Source organism: Methylobacterium sp. Leaf123 (assembly GCF_001423405.1).
Lineage (GTDB): Bacteria > Pseudomonadota > Alphaproteobacteria > Rhizobiales > Beijerinckiaceae > Methylobacterium.
In genome coordinates this window covers 1-18203 of the sequence record NZ_LMNS01000016.1, presented here as the reverse complement: position 1 = coordinate 18203, position 18203 = coordinate 1, and the positions used below count along the sequence as shown (strand labels likewise).

The window sequence follows — 18203 nt, the reverse complement described above, 5'->3', positions numbered from 1 at the left end:
GCGCGGCTGCTGTGCAGATCCGTCCCGCTCATCCGTCGGCGCCGAGGGACACCCGGCGCGACGCAAAGAAGGCCGAGCGAAGCACGGCCTTCCAATGCCAAAAAATTACTTCTTCTTGCCGGCGATCGGCTTCGCCTTGCCCTTGCGGGTGCGGGCGTTGGTGTGGGTGCGCTGGCCGCGAACCGGGAGCTGCTTGCGGTGACGCAGGCCGCGGTAGCAGCCGAGATCCATCAGGCGCTTGATGTTCATCGAGACTTCGCGGCGCAGATCGCCCTCGACGATGTAGTCGCGGTCGATGGCTTCGCGGATCTGAAGCACCTCGGCGTCGGTGAGCTGGTTCACGCGGCGCTCGGCCGGGATGCCGACCTTCTCGGTGATCTCTTCGGCCTTCTTTGGGCCGATGCCGTGGATGTACTGGAGCGCGATGACGACGCGCTTGGCGGTCGGGATGTTAACGCCGGCGATACGAGCCAAGATGTTCTCTCCATGTGGCGGGCCCGAAAGGCCACGCCTCGGCGGATGAAAGCGCGCGTCCGGTGGAGGCCGGCCCCTGCGCGCCGCCCAAAACGACAAATCGGCCCGAAAGCGCACTCCATGAGGCGCCTCGAACCACATCCCGCTTGGACGAAGGGGGTCCGCCTAGCGCGGGCCGGACGACTTGTCAACGCTTTGAAAACGAGAATGCGCTCCGCGGTCCGGTGAACCTTAGACGCCGCATGAAAAAGCCCGCCCCGTCGGAACGGAGGCGGGCTTCAGGATCCGTGCAGCGGTGAGGCCTCAGGAGGAGGCCGTCTCGCGGAAGCTGTCGAGAAGGGTGGTCACGTCCCCGGTCACTTCGTCGATCGGCTTCATGCCGTCGATCTTCCGCAGCAGCCGGGTGCCGGCGTAGTAGTCGGAGAGGGGCGCGGTCTGCTTCCGGTAGGCGTCGAGCCGGGTCTTGAAGACCTCCGGCGTGTCGTCCTTGCGCACCGGCTGGCCGCGGGCGGCGGTCTCCTCGGCGCGCTTGGCGATGCGGCCGACGAGGGCGGCCTCATCGACGACGAATTCGACCACGGCGTCGAGGGCGATGCCCTTTTCCGCCAGCATCGCGTCGAGGGCCTTGGCCTGCTCGACCGTGCGGGGGAAGCCGTCGAGAATGAAGCCGTTCTTGGCGTCGGCTTCCTCGATGCGGTCGGCGACGATGCCGACCACGATCGCGTCGGACACGAGGCCGCCGCTCTCCATGATCGCCTTCGCTTCCAGTCCCACCGGCGTCTCCGCGGCGACCGCGGCGCGCAGCATGTCACCGGTCGAGAGCTGCGGAACGCGGTAGCGCTCCACGATACGCTCGGACTGGGTACCCTTCCCCGCACCCGGCGGTCCGAGCAGAATGATCCGCATAGCCTCTCCCCGTCCTCAAGGCCCGGCGCCGGGCTCGTTCTTCATAGGCGGCGCGCCCACCTTCCTGAGGCCGTGCCGTCGTCACACCGCTGTGATGCGCAATTCCGGACGGCCCGTCCACCAAACCTTTGTCGAAGGGCGCCTCAGCGGCGACGCGTCGTCGAGGCGCCGCGCAGCTTCGCCTTCTTCACGAGGCCCTCGTACTGGTGCGCCATCAGGTGCCCGTGGATCTGCGCCACCGTGTCCATGGTGACCGAGACCACGATCAGCAGCGAGGTGCCGCCGAAGCCCAGGGCCGCCGAGGTGTAGGAGGCGACGATCTCGGGCACGAGGCAGACGAAGGTGAGGTAGGCCGCGCCGATCACCGTGATGCGCGTCAGCACCTTGTCGATGAAGGCCGCGGTCCGCTCGCCCGGACGGATGCCGGGGATGAAGCCGCCCTGCTTCTTCAGGTTGTCGGCGGTCTCCTGCGGATTGAAGACGATCGCCGTGTAGAAGAACGTGAAGAAGATGATCAGGCCGGCATAGGCGACCATGTAGAGCGGCCGTCCGTGGCCGAGATAGGCCGTCAGCGTACCGAGGATGCCGGTCGAGCCCTGGTTGGCCGAGAAGCTCGCCACCGTCGTCGGCAGCAGCAGAAGCGACGAGGCGAAGATCGGCGGGATCACGCCTGAGGTGTTGAGCTTGAGCGGCAGGAACGAGGACTGACCCTCGTACATGCGGTTGCCGACCTGGCGCTTGGGGTAGTTGATCAGGAGCCGGCGCTGGGCGCGCTCCATGAACACGATGAAGTAGATCAGTGCGACCGCCGCGAGGCCGGCGCCGAGCAGGATGGCGGGCGAGAGCGCGCCGGTGCGGGTGAGTTCGAGGGCACCGAAGATCGAGGCCGGCAGGTGGGCGACGATTCCCGCGAAGATGATGAGCGAGGAGCCGTTGCCGATGCCGCGCGAGGTGATCTGCTCGCCGATCCACATCAGGAACAGCGTGCCGCCGGTCAGCGTCACGACCGTGGAGAGGATGAAGAACGGGCCGGGCGTGATGACCGCGTTCGAGCCCTGAAGGCCGAAGGCGATGCCCCAGGATTGAACCAGCGCCAGCACCACTGTGAGGTAGCGGGTGTACTGGTTGATGACCTTGCGGCCCGACTCGCCCTCCTTCTTCAGCGCCTCCAGGGTCGGCACGACCGAGGTGAGAAGCTGAACGATGATCGAGGCCGAGATGTAGGGCATGATGTTGAGCGCGAAGACCGCCATGCGCTCGACGGCACCGCCGGAGAACATGTTGAACATGCCGAGCACGCCGCCGGCCTGGTTCTGGAAGTTCCGCGCGAACTGCTCCGGATCGATGCCCGGAATCGGGATGTAGGTGCCGAGCCGGAACACGATGAGCGCGCCCAGGGTGAACCAGATGCGCTTCTTAAGCTCGTCGGCCTTGGCGATGGCGCCGAAATTCAGGTTCGCGGCAAGCTGTTCGGCGGCTGAGGCCATGTCTCGTATCCCAGGAATTGCCGTCGGGACGCGTCTCGAACGGTCCCTGAAAGCGAAAGCGGCGGCCGCGTGCGAGCACGGGCCGCCGCTTCGGCGTTCGACTTAATCGTGGCGTCAGGCCGACGCAACCGCGCCTTCCGCCGCGCCGCGATGGGCGACGCCGGCAGCGAAGGTCGTGGTCACCGAACCGCCCGCCTTCTCGACGGCCTCGATGGCCGACTTGGAGGCGCGGGTCACTTCGAAGCTGAGCTTCGAGGTCAGCTCGCCGACACCGAGCAGCTTCACGCCGTCACGGGCACGGGCGATGATGCCGGCCTTGACCAGCGCATCGACCGTGATGGCGGCGTTCGCGTCGAGCTTGCCGGCATCCACCGCCTGCTGCACCCGGCCGAGGTTCACCTCGTTCAGGTCGTGGGCGTGGATGTTGTTGAAGCCGCGCTTGGGCAGGCGACGATGCAGCGGCATCTGGCCGCCCTCGAAGCCCTTGATGGACACGCCGCTCCGGGCCTTCTGACCCTTCACGCCGCGGCCGCCGGTCTTGCCCTTGCCGGAGCCGATGCCCCGGCCGACGCGCATGCGGGCCTTGGTGGCCCCTTCGTTGTCGCGGATTTCGTTGAGCTTCATGGTGGAGCCCTCCTCACGCCGCGGCGTCGTCGAGGACGCGCACGAGATGCGCGACCTTGCGGATCATTCCGCGCACCGAGGGAGTGTCCTCGAGTTCGGAAACGCGGTGCAGCTTGTTCAGCTTGAGGCCGACCAGCGTCGCACGCTGGGAGGCTTCGCGGCGGATCGGCGAGCCGATCTGCTCGATGCGGACAGTCTTGGTTGCCATGCTGCCCTCCCCTTACGCGACGGCCGCTTCGGAGGTGTCGGCCGGGTCGGCGTCACGGCGACGGGCCTGGAGGGCCGACACCTTGAGACCGCGACGGGCCGCGACCGAGCGCGGGCTGTCCTCGTTCTTGAGCGCGTCGAAGGTGGCGCGCACGAGGTTGTAGGGGTTGGACGAGCCGAGCGACTTGGCGACGACGTCCTGCATGCCGAGCGTCTCGAAGACGGCGCGCATCGGACCGCCGGCGATGATGCCCGTGCCCTGCGGAGCAGCGCGGAGAATCACCTTGCCGGCGCCGTGGCGACCGTTGACGTCGTGGTGCAGAGTGCGGCCCTCGCGCAGCGACACCCGGATCAGACCGCGCTTGGCGGCCTCGGTTGCCTTGCGAATCGCCTCCGGCACCTCACGGGCCTTGCCGTGGCCGAAGCCGACGCGGCCCTTCTGGTCGCCGACGACGACGAGTGCCGCGAAGCCGAAGCGACGGCCACCTTTCACCACCTTGGCGACGCGGTTGATGTGGACGAGCTTGTCCACGAACTCGCTGTCGCGCTCCTCGCGGTCGTCGCGGCGACGACCCTCGCGTTCACGTGCCATATCTGATTCCTGTTATCTCACTGACGCGGATCGGAACGACCCGCTCGCTCGATGGGTCCCCTCCCCACGAGGGGGAGGGAACACGGCGTCTTAGAAGTCCAGGCCACCCTCACGGGCGGCGTCGGCGAGAGCCTTGACGCGACCATGGAAGATGTAGCCCGAGCGGTCGAAGACGACCTTGGTGACGCCCGCAGCCTTGGCCCGCTCGGCGACGAGCTTGCCGACCGCCTCGGCCGCTGCCTTGTCGGCACCGGTCTTGAGGCTGGGCTTGAGATCCTTGTCGAGGCTCGACGCGGCGGCGAGCGTGCGGCCCGCTGCATCGTCGATGACCTGGACGTAGATCTGCTTGGACGAGCGGAACACCGACAACCGCGGACGGCCGTTGGCGGCAGCTCTGAGGGCCCGACGGACCCGCGCCTTGCGACGCAGGAGGGCTTCGTTCTTGTTCGACATGATCGCCCCCCTTACTTCTTCTTGCCTTCCTTGCGGAAGATAAATTCGCCAGCATATTTCACGCCCTTGCCCTTATAGGGCTCGGGACCGCGATACTCGCGAATCTCCGCCGCGACCTGACCGACACGCTGCCGATCGATGCCCGACACCACGATCTCCGTGGGCTTGGGCGTCACGATCGTGATGCCGGCCGGGATCTCGTATTCGATGTCGTGGCTGTAGCCGAGCGAGAGCTTGAGCGCCTTGCCGGCCATCGCGGCGCGGTAACCGACGCCCGTGATCTCCAGCTTCTTCTCGAAACCCTTGGAGACGCCCTCGACGAGGTTCGCCACCTGGGCGCGCGAGGTGCCCCACAGGGAGCGCGCCTGCTTCGTCTGGTCCTTGGGCTGCACCGATACGGCACCGTCCTTGAACTCGACGACCACCTGGGACGGGACGACGAACTGGAGTTCGCCCTTCGAGCCCTTCATCTTCACCGTCTGACCCGTGACCGTGGCGGTGACGCCAGACGGGACGGGGACGGGCTTCTTGCCTACGCGAGACATGTCGCTGTCCTCCGGATCAGAACACCTTGCAGAGCACTTCACCGCCGACGTTACGCTCGCGCGCAACGTGATCGGCCATGACGCCCTGCGGGGTCGAGATGATGGTGACGCCGAGGCCATCGGCGACGCGCGGCAACTCGCCAACGGACGAGTAGACACGGCGGCCGGGCTTCGACACCCGCTTGATCTCCCGGATGACCGGGCGACCGTCGTAGTACTTGAGTTCGATCTGGAACTCGGTGCGGCCGTTGCCGAGATCCTGCACCGCGTAGTCGCGGATGTAGCCCTCGGACTTCAGCACGTCGAGAACCGAGGCGCGCAGGCGCGAGCCGGGGGTCTGGACGACGTTGCGGCGACGGCTCTGGCCGTTGCGGATGCGGGTGAGCATGTCACCCACGGGATCGTTCACCATGGATGCCTCCCCTTACCAGCTGGACTTCACGAGGCCGGGGATGAGGCCCCGGTTGCCGAGCTCGCGCAGAGCCACGCGTGAGATGCCGAGCTTGCGGTAGTAGGCCCGCGGACGGCCGGTCATCTCGCAGCGGTTGCGGATGCGGGTGGCCGACGAGTTGCGCGGCAGTTCCGCGAGCTTCAGGCGCGCCTCGAAGCGCTCCTCCATCTCACGGGACTCATCGTTGGCGATGGCGAGGAGGGCTTTGCGCTTCTCGGCGAAGCGCTTCACCAGATCCTTGCGGTGGTTGTTCTTCTCGACTGAGCTTTTCTTAGCCATGTCTTTCTCCAGTGTCCGCGTCTAAGCGACGTTGCCGCCGCTTACTGCCGGAACGGGAACTTGAAATGGGCGAGGAGAGCCTTGGCCTCTTCGTCCGTGGTGGCGCTCGTCTGGACGACGATGTCCATGCCCCAGGTCTGCTCCGCCTTGTCGTAGGAGATCTCCGGGAACACGAGGTGCTCCTTGAGGCCCATGGCGTAGTTGCCACGGCCGTCGAAGGAACGCGGGTTCAGGCCGCGGAAGTCGCGGACGCGCGGGAGCGCGATCGTGACCAGACGGTCCATGAACTCGTACATGCGAGCCTTGCGCAGGGTCACCTTGCAGCCGATCGGCATGCCTTCGCGGACCTTGAAGGTCGCGATCGCCTTGCGGGCGCGGGTGATGACCGGCTTCTGGCCGGCGATGAGCGCGAGGTCGCCCGCCGCAACGGTGGCCTTCTTCGAGTCTGCGGTGGACTCGCCGACGCCCATGTTGATGACGATCTTCTCGATCTGCGGGACCTGCATCGGGTTCGCGTACCCGAACTGCTCGATCAGCTTCTGCCGGACAACCTCGTCGTAATGCTTACGCAGACGCGGGATGTAGGCGTTCTTGTCGGCCTCAGCCATCGATCTGATCCCCCGTGGTCTTGGCGAACCGGACCTTGCGCCCGTCGTCGAGGATGCGGAACCCAACACGGGTCGGCTTGCCGTTGGCGTCGGCCACCGCGATGTTGGACAGTTGGATGGCAGCCTCCTTGGAGATGATGCCGCCTTCCTGGTTCTGGGTCTGGCGCTGGTGCTTCTTCACCAGGTTGACGCCGCGAACGAAGGCCTTGTCCTCCTTCGGCATGACCTGGATGACCTCGCCGGAGCGACCCGCGTCGCGACCGGTGAGAACGACGACCGTGTCGCCCTTCTTGATCTTGGCGGCCATCACAGCACCTCAGGAGCGAGCGAGATGATCTTCATGTGGTTGCGCGCGCGCAGCTCACGCGGCACCGGTCCGAAGATACGGGTGCCGACCGGCTCCTTCTGATTGTTGATCAGAACGGCGGCGTTCTTGTCGAAGCGGATCACCGAACCATCGGCGCGCTTCACGTCCTTGGCGGTGCGCACGACGACCGCCTTCATGACGTCGCCCTTCTTCACGCGGCCGCGCGGGATCGCCTCTTTGACGGAGACGACGATGATGTCGCCGACGCCGGCATACTTGCGCTTCGACCCGCCGAGTACCTTGATGCACATCACGCGGCGCGCACCCGAATTGTCGGCGACGTCCAGATTCGTCTGCATCTGGATCACGGGAGTGACCTTTCCTGGTTTCAGGCGGGTTTCCGCACACGGACGGTATTGCCCGGCGGACGACGCCTGATGGGGATTTTGACGTCCCCGGCTCATGTAAGAGACCGCGCTATCGGCGTTGGAACGCCGGCGCGGTCACCGCGTACGAAGGGATGCGAGCACCCCAAGGACTGTCGCGAAGGCGAGCCCGATACTACGGACGCGGGCGCTGTGCAAGCCTGGAGCCCGTTGAATTCGCGCCGGCCTGCCGCTGTCGGGAGGTCCGCGCGAAGGTTTTTCGGCAGAGTGCCGGTGTTGTTGGGGCGGAGCCGGAGGGCTTCGTTCGCCGTGCGCCAGAGATCGAGCCGGGGCGATCAGCAGCCCTTGCAGATCGAGCCCATGGTCTTGTTCATCTTGGCGTCCCACGCCTTGTCGCGCGCCTGCGCCGCGCGCTGAGCCTTGAGCATCTGCTCCTGCGAGACGGACGAGATGTCGCTCTGCGTCAGGCCCGGTGCCGGCGGCTTGGTCTGGCCGGTCGCGGTGACGGTGCGGCCGGTCGGGGTGACCCGGGTGTCACCAGTATCCTGAGCGAGGACGGGACCGGAGAGCACGAGGCCGGAAAGCAGGAGGGCGGAGACGGCGATCGGGCAACGCATGGTTTCTCATCACTCCCTGGCGCAGGCCGCCGGAACCGGCGGGCTTGGGGCCGCAGCTTCGCGCGAAGGACGAGTCCGAATAGGCTGGCTGGGGGCAACACCGAGGTCGCATCCCCAGCCGCCCCATCCGCGCGCCTGGAGGGATCTAGGTGGCATCGGACCGGGCCGGTCGCAAGCGGCGCGGCTGTCGAGTGGCCGCCGGTCCCGTGCCGATGCACACCGTTATCGACCCATGCGCGCCGGTGGATCGGCCTCGCGCCGCGCCGAGGCCGTCTCCGCCTTGGGTGCCGGGTCGAGTCGGGGCCCCTTTAGTGCGTCTCAGGCTGAGCGTCGGCCACCGTGCTGGCCTTCAGGTAGCTCGGCCGCGGCCGACCGGTCGGATCCTCGAAAGAGCCCGCCCACAGGCCGAGGCGCTTGCCCCAGGCCACCGTCTCGGCGCCGACATAGGCGGCGCGCTGGTTGCGCTCGGCCATGGCGAGGCCCTTCTCCGCCATCCAGGCGCTCAGGTCTTCCTTGTCTCGGTGGCAGACGGAGAGCGCGCGGCCGTAGCTATCCGTCTCGCGGATCTGGCAGGTGACGGTGGCGTCCTTCAGGTGGGCGGCCAGCGCCTTGGCCGAGTGGGCGCCGCAGGCATAGCCGTGGCCCTTGGCGTTCAGGCAGGTCTGCTTGAGGCCGGGCGCCGCCACGCCGTAGAGGCCGACGACACGTCCGCTGACGACCAGCGTGTCGCCACTCAAGATCCGCGGCCGACCGCTCACGCTTTCGCTGGCATGGCCCGCGCCGATGCCGCCGAATGCGGCGAGGACGATGACGCTCAGACCGAGAAATCCCGTTCGTCTCATCGAAACACCATGGGTTTCCGACGCTCGACCCGCGGAGGCATTCCCTGCGGAGGCGTCGGCGATCTACCGAAGACGCTCACGTGTCTGTCGCTCACGTGATGGACGAAACGCCCGATCCCTCCAGCCCTTAAAAGCTTCGACAGGGGGCGAGCGTCTGTCGAACAACCTAAAGCATGGCTTATGCCCTTTTCGTGGCCGGCGGCATGTCGCGGCGGCATGCCCGTGTCGCGCTCGTCGCCGCAGAGCCTGTGCCGGTTTCGTTAACCAACGATGGCCGTTCCGCCGCGCTCGGCCGACAATCGCGCGGGCCGCCCCTGTCGGAATGGCATGCCGGCCCTATCCTTTGCCCCGCCGGTGGGTTCGCCTCCCGGCCGCTTACGCCTACCGGACGGCGATGCCCCCAAACCGTTCGGCGGGCGTGAGCGTAGAGGACTGCCTCATCCTGCGCTGTTGTGCGTTCCGGCGCGCTCCGGATTCCCGGCATCGGGACGTTGCCCGTATCTTCGCCAGCGAACGGGATCGCCGCGGCGGACGTTGGCGGGGCAGGGGCGGCATCGTGCCGGCCCGGAGGCGAGGAGGGTCGGACGGTGGCGGTGAGCTTGGCAGATCTCGTGCGCGGGGCGGCCGCTGAGGCCCGGAGGCTGGCAGCCGCCTTCCCGGCGCGCGGACGCAAGGACGACTTCCCCTGGGCGGTCATCGCGGCCTTCGATGCCGATGTGCGGGGCCATGTCGAGCGCGACCGTCGGATCGAGGATGAGCGCGACTGTGTCCTGATCGCCTCCGTCACCCTGGCCGAGACCTCCGGCGATGCCGAGGCGGACGAGTGGGACCGGGCGCGCCGCCAACTCGTCAGGGCGGTCGATTACTTGGAAGAGACGGTCCTCCGCTTCGGTATCGTCAACCGCGAAGCGGCCAAGCGCGGCTACGGGACGGCGGGCGACCCGGTGTCATCGCCGGCCGGTTGAAGCCGTCCGTCCCGGTCCCGGCCGGCATTAAGAATTGAGAAACCGCTTTCCGGTAAGCTACCACTTGCGCAGCAGAGGCTTGACTTGGCGCATCGATGCTACAGCCGATCGAAGCCGGGTTGAGCCGCCCCTGGTACCGGCTCAAGTTTCCGGACGCGCTCGAAGCGCAGTACCATGCCGAGACCGACCGGCAGAGCGGACGCTACGTGCAGTCCTGGCTCGCCGTCTTCACCCTGTTCAACGTCCTCTCCCTCGTCATGGACCGCGAGGTGTTCGGTCCCGAGGGGTTCGTCGTGCCCCTGGCGATGACGCTCGGCGTCTTCTGCCCGGTCGCGCTGGCGGCGATCGTCTCCCTGCGGGGGCGGCCCACGATGGTGCGGATCTCCGCGGCCGTCCTCGCCACGGCGCTCGTCGATATCGTCGTCGTCCTCAACAGCGCCCGTCTCGCGCCCGCCCCGCATGCCGACGTCTACATCATCATCGCCACCATCGTTCCGCTGGTGGTGGGGCTGATTGCGCCGATGCCGTTCCGGCACTGCCTGTGGTTCTGCGGTGCCTCGCTCGCTCTCTATGGCAGCCTCGTTCTGGCGTTCGGCCTGTGCAACGCGGAGCGCAGCGGCCTGCCCCTACTGGTCTCCGGGCTGATCCTCGTGCCGCTGAAGCTCTGCTACTCGCGGGAGTGGGAGGCCCGGAAGTCCTTCCTCATCGGTTTGCGGGTGAAGCTCCAGGGGGAGGCGCTCGCCCGCGCCAATGCGCGCCTCACTGTGCTCTCGGAAACCGACGTGCTCACGACCCTGTCCAACCGTCGCCACTTCTCGGAGTGCCTGGAGGCGGCATGGACTCGCGCCGGCGAGCGGGATGCGTGGCTCGGCGTCATCCTCATCGACCTCGATCACTTCAAGCTCCTGAACGACACCGCCGGCCACGCGGAGGGCGATCACTGCCTCGTGGCGGTGGCGGCGGCGCTGCAAGCGTCCATCGCGGCCCATGGCGGGCTGGCGGCGCGCTACGGCGGCGAGGAATTCGTGGCCCTGCTGCCGGATGCCGACCCCGCCGCGGCACGAGCGGCCGGCGAGGCGATCCGCGTGGCCGTCACGGATCTCGCCATCCGCCATCCCGGCCTGCCCGCGGGAACGCCGGTGACCGTGAGCGTTGGCATCACCGCCGCGCGGGGGCGGACGCGGGATTTCGGCATCCAGGCCGCCGATCTGTTGAAGGCTGCCGACTTCGCGCTCTACGCGGCCAAGAACGAGGGCCGGAACCGGGTCGAGAGCTTCATGCCCGCTGCCAATGCCAACCGGCAGGTCGACATCGACGCGTGCGCCGGCATCCCCTCCGCCTGAAGTCGCGGGCCTTCCGAACAAAACGCGCGCTGCCGCGTCTTCCCGTCCGGGGACGGCCGAATGGTGCGGGCCGGAAGGAGCGACCGACGGATGCTGCTCGACGAGGAACGCGGGGCCGGCCCACGCAAGGCGGATGCGCGGGCCGACACACCGTCCGATACATCGGCCGGACCGCGTCTTCGGCGGCTGAGTGCGGGCCTCGCGGCGCCCGGTCCCCGGTTCTGGGCCCTCGTCGGCGGCCTGATTCTTCTCGACGCCCTCTGGCTCGTCATCGCCGGAATTGGCATCGCCTGGACCGGCCTGTTCGCGGTGCTGGGTGCGGTGGCCGTCCTGCTCGGGCTCGCCTTCCTGTTCAGCGCGGTCAAGCCGGAGCCCAAATTGCGGGCCATGGCTCTGTCGAGCGCCTATCTGGCCGCCTTCACCACCGCGGCGGCCGTGCTGCATTACCTCGGGGCCACCCTGGCGCTGCCCTTTGCCGATCCCGCTTTGGCGCGGTTCGAGGCGGCCATGGGCTTCGATTGGCGCGGCTGGGTCGGTGGCCTTGCCGCGCATCCGGATCTGTCCTGGTGGCTGGCGCTGGCCTATCATTCCAGCGGACCGCAAGTCGGGCTCGTTGTCATCGCCCTGAGCGCGGTGTCGCGGGTCGCGCGCCTCTGGGCCTATGCCCGCCTGTTCAGCCTCGCGCTGCTCGCCTCCATCGCGGTCTCGGCCTTGTTTCCCGCGGTCGGGCCCTACGCCTACTATGAGCCGCAGGCCTATCCGCAGGGGCATCTCGAAACGGTCGGCGCCCTCTGGCATCTCGACGCGCTGCACGCCCTGCGCGACGGAACGCTGCCGACGATCGCGCTCTCGGAGATCCGCGGCCTCGTCACCTTCCCCTCGTTCCACGCCTGCCTCGCGGTCCTCACCGCCTGGGCGCTCGCCCCGGTGCCGGTGATCGGGCCGCTCGCGCTTCTCCTCAACGCCGCGATCATCGTCGCCACGCTCGGCGCGGGCGGACACTACCTGCCGGACGTGCTGGCCGGGACGCTGATGGGGGTTGTTCTGGTGGCCGCTCACCGGTTCCGGCGGCCGGTCTCGCTCGCCGGCGCAGCGCCCAAAGCCTTGCCGGACAGGAGCGTTGGACCGCTCCCGCGTCCGCAGACGACGGGGTGACGCTTCGCCCAGGATTCGGGCGGGCGTTTAATAGAGTTGCGGGGTTGTCGGCGCTTCAACCGGCATCGGCGAACAGGTCGAGCTGGGTCGAGGCCACGGCGCGGCGGCGGGGGCGGGGCGCGACGAAGCGTGGGAGCGCGGTGCCGGGCTTGCCGTAGAGGGCCACGCCGATGACGCGGCTGCGGTCCCCGCTCAGCACGATCGACGCGGTGTGCGGGCCGGAGCGGGCGATTTCCTCGACGAGCGGTTCCGAGGCCGGCAACTCGGCCAGTGCGCTCAGCAGATCCGTCAGGCCCGCAGCCTCGACGCCCATGACGCGGAAGTCGAAACCTCGGCCGGCCCAGATGTTGCGCGCCGCGGCGGCGCGGGTGGCCGAGAACGGGTTCTCGATGAGTTGGGTGGCCGGATCGCGCAGGAACGCCACGATGCGCTCACGCTCCGGAACGCGGTGCGCGCTGGCGAGCAACGCGGAAAGTTCGGGCTTGGTGATCGACACCGGCCAAGGCTCGCACGGCTTGGCCGGCCGCGTCGAGCCCGGACCGGCCGAGCGCTGTGGAGAGCGCATCATCGTGCGGCTGCTCGAACCGGATGAGGCGGAGGCTCATCTACGCCCTCGGCGACAACAACGCGTTAGATCGCCGGGGTCCAGTATCGAGCAGCCTGCCCACACGCCTTCGCCCTCTGGGGAAGCATCAGGGCGTGCGGATCGAAAAAGGTCGGGGGCCGGTCAGCGGCTGGCGGATTTCACCGCCGCGGAGACAAGGTTCTTGGTGGAGGGCGCGGCCGCGATCACCTTCGGGGTCGACTTCTTCGGTTTCTTCGTCTCGCGACTGCCGCGCTTCTTCTCGGTGGCCATGTCGATGGCTCCTTCGGGTTCATTTGCGGTGGAAAGACATGTCGAGGCCGGCTGACGCGCATTCCGGCGATCCGCCGAAGGAACGCGCATCGAAACAAGGACGGAGAGGCGTCAGCCTGAGGCAATCAGGCCGGAGACGGCTCTAGTTGAAAACCTTCACCGAAATCGCCATCGGAAGATTTCCCGGCCAGTAGCGCGCGATGAAGCGTGCCCTGTCCCAGAGTTCGATGGGATGATCATTGAGGAGCGCCAAGGCATGCGCCTTCGCTTCGGGATCTGTTCGGGCGCGGATAAAGCGTCCGGGGCCTTCGGCGCCCGTGCTTCCGACATCATAGAGACGATAGGACGACGACGCGCCGCCGTGTTCGCTCATTTGAATGATATTGGTCATGATCTCCGCCTGTCTGTTCCAGGCGGGGACACATCTGCCCTCAGCCATCGGAGCCTGAGGGTTGCTCTTCCGATGGTGAGATCATCCTGCGCTTTTCGGAACCATAAAGATAGTTCTGCGCGAGGGGCCGCAAAATTTAGATGAAGCACGGCCTTTTACGGCGGATCATCTTCCAATCCTTGCCTTGCGCCGTGTCTTCCGGGCGTTCGATGCAGCCCGTCGGGGTCCGGCCCCAATCGCCAAGCCTGGCCACCGGAACGCATCGGTGCGCCCCCTGTTCTCTCGCCGAGAGGGCGCGCTCAATGCCGCGCTGATGCGAGGGCCGCCCCCGATGCCGGATAAACTCAAGAGAACCCTGCTCGGTGCGGTCATCGCCGTGGCGCTCGCCGCAGCCGTCTCCTACGGGCTCATCAGCCAGCAGACCGCCGACAAGCTCCAGACCGAGGCCAACCAAACCCTCAACGAGGGACAGCCGGGAAGCCCGTCGCAACAGCCGGCGCCGTCTCCCGAGGCCCAGAATTCCGGCAATCCGCAGCCGACCCCGCGAGAGCCCACGCAGCCGAACCCCGCTCCTGCCGCCCGCTGAAGCGTTCGCTCGGCACTTGAGGATGCGACCCACCGTGCCGGGACGGATCCCGCGAATGCGCAATCCGCCTTCCCGACGGAATGGACTGTATTGAGCATGACAGCCCGAACGCATCCTCAACGTGACCGTTTGACGTGACTTGGTCGGTTTGCTCTCTACGGCACCCCGAAAACTGCCAAGGATGGTTCGATGTCGCGTCTTCTGCCCGTGATCCTTGCTGCGGCGATGGCGCCTCTGGGCATCGCACAGGCCGATGAACTGACCATCCAAGGTATCGGGATCAGCCGCGATATCGATTGTCACGGGAAGGATGTGGGGGTCTATGGCGCGGAGAACGAGATCGCGCTGACCGGACAATGCGGGCTCATCACCGTGCATGGGTCGAAGCACAAGGTGAGCTTCGAAGAGGGGCGGGCGCTCCTCGTCTCCGGCATGGACAATACGGTGAAGGGCGGCAAAGCCCAGGATGTGACCGTCAGCGTGGCGCAGAACGTCGTCACGGCGACGCTGGGCGGCGGCAGCGCCCCCGGCAGGCTGGATATGTCGGGCGCCAACAATCGCGTCTCGCTCATCCTCGCCGGGCCCACGCGGCTGGCAGTGAACGGCGTGGACCATCTCGTGGAGTGGACGCGCAGCGAGGGCGCCCCAAACCCGGAAGTGACGGCATCCGGCGCCAAGAACGTCATCAAACGGAAGCCGTAGGGCGCTCTTCCGCCGGCGCTTGATCCCGGCGTTCGGCACCATCGCGCCGCTCGGCCGTTAGTCCTGTGAAGCGCGGCTTACCGCCCGCGCACCGATTCCAGGAGCAAACTTCATGAAGCGGCTATTGCTCGCCTCCGCCCTCGTCCTCTCCCCGCTCGCCCTGTCCGCGACGGCCCAGGCCCAGGGGACCATTCGCGGCGCTGAACGCGGCGTGGAAGACGGCAACCGCGCCGCCGGCCCGGTCGGCGGCGTCGTGGGCGGTGCCGTCGGGGCCGCCACCGGCACCGTCGGCGGCGTGCTCGGCGTCGATCCCGATGCCCGCCGCGAAGAGCGTATCGAGCGGCGCGAAGAGCGCACCGTCCGCGAGCGTCCGGCCCGGTAATCGAGACCGAGAGAGCCGGGGGCGATGCCCGCTCCCGGCTCTTCCGAGACTGCCGCCCGATGTTCTCGGAATCCTTTGGCGGCCTTCGATTGCGGATGAGGCGGGTGCTCAGGCCCTGCCTGTCCGCTCACTCGTGCCGAAGGCGCGGCGGGGTTCAGTGCCCGATGCGCGGACCCCATTCGGTGTTGTGGTGGTGTGTGCCGGAAAACAGCGACTTATCAGTATCTTACTGACGTTGCGTGCAATTCCAAAAAATTGGTGCGGACGGCGGGAGACCCTTCGTACCAGCCTTATTCATTGAAATTGTTGGTGTTTTTCGAGCGCGAACGGGCGGCTTTGTAGCGGCTTTTGTAGCGGTTGACGAGGGGAGGGGAGGGCGCTGGTCGCACCTCAATTCCAGGGCTCTCCATTGTGGCCGTCAGATGCCCGCGAAGGCGAACGGTTCGGGTCAAGCGCGCTCAGTGGATTTCCCACTCCGTCCCGTTGCAGAACACGGGGGCCGCCAAAGAGCCACCTCCCTTGAACTTCGTCTGCCGATACGCGGGCGGCGCGGACAGGTCCGTGACCACCACAAGGCTCCCCCTTGCATCGGCCCGACAGGGGAAGAGGTCGGAGACGGCGTACTGTGCCGGCTTGAATGGACCCGCATCGACGGTCAGGCCCTTTCCGATTGTGGTGGTCCCGCTGACGCTGGAGCTGCCGTTCACCACCTCACCCGAGGAGGTTACAACCCCGGTCGGATTGACGTTCCAGCCTTGTCCCTGGACCTGGAAGCCCGAGTAGCGCCCCTCCAGTTTCAGGCCGACCCCCGAAGACCCCGTGTGGCGGAAGCCGATGCCGGCCCCTCCGTAGCTGTTGAAGCTGATGGCCGATGTCGAACCGTCCGTGAAGGCGGAGCCGGTATGAGCGCCCTGGTTGAAGTACCCGTTCACGCTGCCCGTGAGGTCCATGACGGTGTTGTCGCGCACGAGCGTCGAACAGCACAGAACGATGCCGTTGATGAGGGACGTGCTGTCGGTGGGGTGGTCGTACTGACCGACTGAGATTGCGCTACTGGATCGCTTCGGGCCGCCCGTGAAGATTTGCAGGGCTGTCGCTACGGGACCGTTCGGCCCGGTGGCGTAGTCGCCCCAGTAGTTGTTCAGGTCCAACTCAAGGGTGAAACCCGTCTTCTTCGGGCCGCCGCTGGCAATCTGATGGGCAAAGGCGCCTGTCCACGTGGCCCCGGCATTTGCCCCTTGATAGGTCATCAAGGCGAGGTTCGTCTTGCCGCCGTTTCCAGGGGCAAAGTTTGGCTCGTAGCGCCACGTCACACTCCCGTCCACGATGGTATCGCCGGTCCCGGTCGGGCCGCTGCCGGTGGGCGCCGTGGTGCCATGGTAGGTCTTCGAGCCGCGTCGCTCCTTCACACGATACATCTTACCGCCATCGTTCAGGCAGGTGCCGAACTCAGGATAAGATTTGTTGCGCTCGCAGGCCGTGGGGAAGCCTGCATCCGAACGCATGTTGAGGAGGGTGCCGTATTCCCCCTTGTTGCTGTCGCCAGTCGCCGTGAAGTAGCGCGCGCTCTGGCAGCGCGTGAGGTCCGTGCCGCGCTCATGGAAAGGGCCGAGAACGGGCTCGCACTTGATGGGTGCCCCTGCTGCCCCCACCCATGTCCCGTTGGTGGGCACTGACGAGATGAGGTCCAGTGTCTCCGTTGCGGGACCACTCACCTCCGACACGCCCGACGTGACCTTGCGGAATGTGGAAGAGGGCGGCGCCTCTGCCCACGCATGGGATGCCGGCATCATCAGGAGGGCCGTAAGCATCACTGTCCGCATCGGGCGCGCACTCCGTTCCAAGGGGAGCGCGTTCTACCCGAAGCCGTCCCTAACGCCACCCATGGCACAGTTCGAAGCGCGGTGATGAAGGGGTGCAAGGGCCGGACGCATTTGTGGGAGCGGACCAGCCGCACCGAAGCGAACCGATCCCCGCAGGCCCCGTTGATCCCTCGGAGGTCGCATCATGAAGAGCCCCGCACTCAGCCTATGGCTTTCGTCCGTCAACGGTGCCCTCGGATGGTGGGGAGGCCACGCGGCCAACGCGGTGCGTCGCCAGCAACGTGCGGCGCTCACGGAGATGTTGAAGCCCGCTACGGGCACCCTGAGCAAGCCGAAGCGGAGAACCCGGCGGCGCGGGACGACGGCCAAGCGCAAGGCGCTCTGAGGGCGGGAACGGAGGTGTTTTCGGCACAGCTACGCCTTCCCTCCCTGGACCACCCGGAGCTTCATCAGCCCAGGCGGCATGTCCGGGGGCTGGGGGCTGGCGGCTTCGAGGTCCGGGAAGTGGGCCTTGCACTTCGGAACATATTGGCTCTTGGACCTGGGGTGCCGCTCGTTGAGCCACGGGCAGTCGAAGGCGATGCGCCGAAGCACGTCCTCCAGCGGGGTCTCAGGGCCGAGCCGCGCGGCCAGCCGGGCGAGCCGGTAGCTCCCCGTGCGGTTCGGACAATGCGGACAGGCCACCCGCACGATGACGTAGGGATAGGCCGCAAGGCAGGGGACGTCAGGCCGTATGGGCGGGCGCATGACACGGCTACCGAACGGTCTCGTGAAGAGCCGCCCGCACGTAGCCACGGGAGATGAGCTGGTCCTGGCGAAACGTTCGGCGTTCGGCTTCGCAGAGGTCGGCTAGGGCGTCCGCGATGGCAGCGTGGAGAGCGGCCTCAGCGTCGCCCTTAGCGGTCACGAGGTAGGCCCGTGCGATGTCCTCGACGGGACTACTACGAGTGGCAGGCAACGGCGCGTTCGGCAGAGCGTCTTGGCGCATACCCTTCGAGTCTCCCGGCTAGAACGAAGGGAGAACACGTAGCAGCCGAGATGGTTCGGTCAAGGCATCAGCCGTGCCCTCGCGGCTCTGCCACCACGTATCTCATTTAGAGCCCGTCCGATAATGTCTGGCCGGGGTTGAGTGGCCGGGATGGCGGTGATTCCAGAAGGGTGCTGAAGCCTGATCTGGACGTGCCATGTGGACCCCGACCACTCGCCGGCAGCATAACCGTGC

27 protein-coding genes are annotated in these 18203 nt (G+C 67.1%); 7 read left to right on the top strand and 20 right to left on the bottom strand.

Annotated features, from left to right (window positions below):
- Positions 1–105: 105 nt before the first annotated feature.
- From rpsM to ASF53_RS13100, 15 genes are all read right to left on the bottom strand, one after another.
- The gene (gene rpsM, locus ASF53_RS13170; RefSeq protein ID WP_003597120.1) at positions 106–474 is read right to left on the bottom strand and encodes a 30S ribosomal protein S13; all 369 of its coding nucleotides are present in this window, start codon (positions 472–474) and stop codon (positions 106–108) included.
- 303 nt (positions 475–777) lie between these two features.
- The gene (locus ASF53_RS13165) at positions 778–1380 is read right to left on the bottom strand and encodes an adenylate kinase (RefSeq protein ID WP_056198876.1); all 603 of its coding nucleotides are present in this window, start codon (positions 1378–1380) and stop codon (positions 778–780) included.
- Between the two features lie 143 nt (positions 1381–1523).
- Entirely contained in the window at positions 1524–2867 is a 1344-nt protein-coding gene (gene secY, locus ASF53_RS13160; RefSeq protein WP_056198873.1) for a preprotein translocase subunit SecY, read from the bottom strand.
- Between the two features lie 114 nt (positions 2868–2981).
- Positions 2982–3491, bottom strand: coding sequence for a 50S ribosomal protein L15 (gene rplO, locus ASF53_RS13155; RefSeq protein WP_056198870.1), 510 nt, complete (start codon positions 3489–3491; stop codon positions 2982–2984).
- A gap of 13 nt (positions 3492–3504) precedes the next feature.
- The gene (gene rpmD, locus ASF53_RS13150) at positions 3505–3699 is read right to left on the bottom strand and encodes a 50S ribosomal protein L30 (RefSeq protein WP_012253651.1); all 195 of its coding nucleotides are present in this window, start codon (positions 3697–3699) and stop codon (positions 3505–3507) included.
- A gap of 12 nt (positions 3700–3711) precedes the next feature.
- Positions 3712–4290, bottom strand: a complete 579-nt coding sequence (gene rpsE, locus ASF53_RS13145; protein ID WP_012253652.1) for a 30S ribosomal protein S5 — start codon at positions 4288–4290, stop codon at positions 3712–3714.
- A 90-nt stretch (positions 4291–4380) separates the two neighbouring features.
- Positions 4381–4743, bottom strand: a complete 363-nt coding sequence (rplR, locus tag ASF53_RS13140) for a 50S ribosomal protein L18 (RefSeq protein WP_056198866.1) — start codon at positions 4741–4743, stop codon at positions 4381–4383.
- Positions 4744–4754: 11 nt separating this feature from the next.
- Positions 4755–5288: a 50S ribosomal protein L6 gene (gene rplF, locus ASF53_RS13135; RefSeq protein ID WP_056198864.1), complete on the bottom strand. Its 534-nt coding sequence runs from the start codon at positions 5286–5288 to the stop codon at positions 4755–4757.
- A 16-nt stretch (positions 5289–5304) separates the two neighbouring features.
- Entirely contained in the window at positions 5305–5700 is a 396-nt protein-coding gene (rpsH, locus tag ASF53_RS13130) for a 30S ribosomal protein S8 (RefSeq protein WP_003597138.1), read from the bottom strand.
- Positions 5701–5712: 12 nt separating this feature from the next.
- A complete protein-coding gene (gene rpsN, locus ASF53_RS13125) occupies positions 5713–6018 on the bottom strand; it encodes a 30S ribosomal protein S14 (RefSeq protein WP_003597141.1) in 306 nt (101 codons plus the stop codon).
- A 41-nt stretch (positions 6019–6059) separates the two neighbouring features.
- On the bottom strand, positions 6060–6626 hold the full coding sequence (rplE, locus tag ASF53_RS13120) for a 50S ribosomal protein L5 (protein WP_003597142.1): 567 nt from the start codon (positions 6624–6626) through the stop codon (positions 6060–6062).
- On the bottom strand, positions 6619–6933 hold the full coding sequence (gene rplX, locus ASF53_RS13115) for a 50S ribosomal protein L24 (protein WP_003597143.1): 315 nt from the start codon (positions 6931–6933) through the stop codon (positions 6619–6621). Before rplX ends, rplE begins: the two co-directional genes overlap by 8 nt.
- Positions 6933–7301, bottom strand: coding sequence for a 50S ribosomal protein L14 (gene rplN / locus ASF53_RS13110; RefSeq protein WP_012253654.1), 369 nt, complete (start codon positions 7299–7301; stop codon positions 6933–6935). The genes rplX and rplN overlap by 1 nt, the downstream gene beginning before the upstream one ends.
- A 353-nt stretch (positions 7302–7654) precedes the next feature.
- Complete coding sequence (locus tag ASF53_RS13105) at positions 7655–7936, bottom strand: hypothetical protein (RefSeq protein WP_056198861.1); 282 nt, start codon at positions 7934–7936, stop codon at positions 7655–7657.
- Between the two features lie 308 nt (positions 7937–8244).
- The gene (locus tag ASF53_RS13100; protein ID WP_056198858.1) at positions 8245–8778 is read right to left on the bottom strand and encodes a thermonuclease family protein; all 534 of its coding nucleotides are present in this window, start codon (positions 8776–8778) and stop codon (positions 8245–8247) included.
- A gap of 587 nt (positions 8779–9365) precedes the next feature.
- Here ASF53_RS13100 and ASF53_RS13095 point away from each other — a divergent pair.
- The 3 genes from ASF53_RS13095 to ASF53_RS13085 all read left to right on the top strand — a co-directional run bounded on the left by ASF53_RS13095 (position 9366) and on the right by ASF53_RS13085 (position 12241).
- The gene (locus ASF53_RS13095) at positions 9366–9743 is read left to right on the top strand and encodes a hypothetical protein (protein ID WP_056198855.1); all 378 of its coding nucleotides are present in this window, start codon (positions 9366–9368) and stop codon (positions 9741–9743) included.
- A 95-nt stretch (positions 9744–9838) separates the two neighbouring features.
- Positions 9839–11086, top strand: a complete 1248-nt coding sequence (locus ASF53_RS13090; RefSeq protein ID WP_056198854.1) for a GGDEF domain-containing protein — start codon at positions 9839–9841, stop codon at positions 11084–11086.
- A 90-nt stretch (positions 11087–11176) separates the two neighbouring features.
- Positions 11177–12241: a phosphatase PAP2 family protein gene (locus tag ASF53_RS13085; protein WP_056198850.1), complete on the top strand. Its 1065-nt coding sequence runs from the start codon at positions 11177–11179 to the stop codon at positions 12239–12241.
- Positions 12242–12296: 55 nt separating this feature from the next.
- On the opposite strand, the gene ASF53_RS13080 is transcribed toward ASF53_RS13085, so the two are convergent.
- The 3 genes from ASF53_RS13080 to ASF53_RS13075 all read right to left on the bottom strand — a co-directional run bounded on the left by ASF53_RS13080 (position 12297) and on the right by ASF53_RS13075 (position 13488).
- Complete coding sequence (locus ASF53_RS13080) at positions 12297–12809, bottom strand: hypothetical protein (protein ID WP_286134406.1); 513 nt, start codon at positions 12807–12809, stop codon at positions 12297–12299.
- A gap of 159 nt (positions 12810–12968) precedes the next feature.
- A complete protein-coding gene (locus ASF53_RS26715; RefSeq protein WP_286134405.1) occupies positions 12969–13097 on the bottom strand; it encodes a hypothetical protein in 129 nt (42 codons plus the stop codon).
- A gap of 142 nt (positions 13098–13239) precedes the next feature.
- The gene (locus ASF53_RS13075; protein WP_286134403.1) at positions 13240–13488 is read right to left on the bottom strand and encodes a hypothetical protein; all 249 of its coding nucleotides are present in this window, start codon (positions 13486–13488) and stop codon (positions 13240–13242) included.
- A gap of 331 nt (positions 13489–13819) precedes the next feature.
- On the opposite strand from ASF53_RS13075, the gene ASF53_RS13070 reads away from it, so the two are divergent.
- The 3 genes from ASF53_RS13070 (at position 13820) to ASF53_RS13060 (ending at position 15158) form a co-directional block, all read left to right on the top strand.
- Positions 13820–14074, top strand: a complete 255-nt coding sequence (locus ASF53_RS13070) for a hypothetical protein (protein WP_056198844.1) — start codon at positions 13820–13822, stop codon at positions 14072–14074.
- 189 nt (positions 14075–14263) lie between these two features.
- Complete coding sequence (locus ASF53_RS13065) at positions 14264–14776, top strand: DUF3060 domain-containing protein (RefSeq protein ID WP_056198840.1); 513 nt, start codon at positions 14264–14266, stop codon at positions 14774–14776.
- A 112-nt stretch (positions 14777–14888) separates the two neighbouring features.
- Positions 14889–15158, top strand: coding sequence for a hypothetical protein (locus ASF53_RS13060; protein ID WP_056198836.1), 270 nt, complete (start codon positions 14889–14891; stop codon positions 15156–15158).
- Between the two features lie 458 nt (positions 15159–15616).
- Here ASF53_RS13060 and ASF53_RS13055 read toward each other — a convergent pair whose 3' ends face one another.
- Positions 15617–16981, bottom strand: coding sequence for a hypothetical protein (locus ASF53_RS13055; protein WP_056198833.1), 1365 nt, complete (start codon positions 16979–16981; stop codon positions 15617–15619).
- A 184-nt stretch (positions 16982–17165) separates the two neighbouring features.
- Here ASF53_RS13055 and ASF53_RS25755 point away from each other — a divergent pair, with 184 nt between their 5' ends.
- The gene (locus ASF53_RS25755; protein WP_156635544.1) at positions 17166–17366 is read left to right on the top strand and encodes a hypothetical protein; all 201 of its coding nucleotides are present in this window, start codon (positions 17166–17168) and stop codon (positions 17364–17366) included.
- Between the two features lie 29 nt (positions 17367–17395).
- On the opposite strand, the gene ASF53_RS13050 is transcribed toward ASF53_RS25755, so the two are convergent.
- On the bottom strand, positions 17396–17728 hold the full coding sequence (locus ASF53_RS13050) for a hypothetical protein (RefSeq protein WP_056198830.1): 333 nt from the start codon (positions 17726–17728) through the stop codon (positions 17396–17398).
- Positions 17729–18203 lie beyond the last annotated feature (475 nt).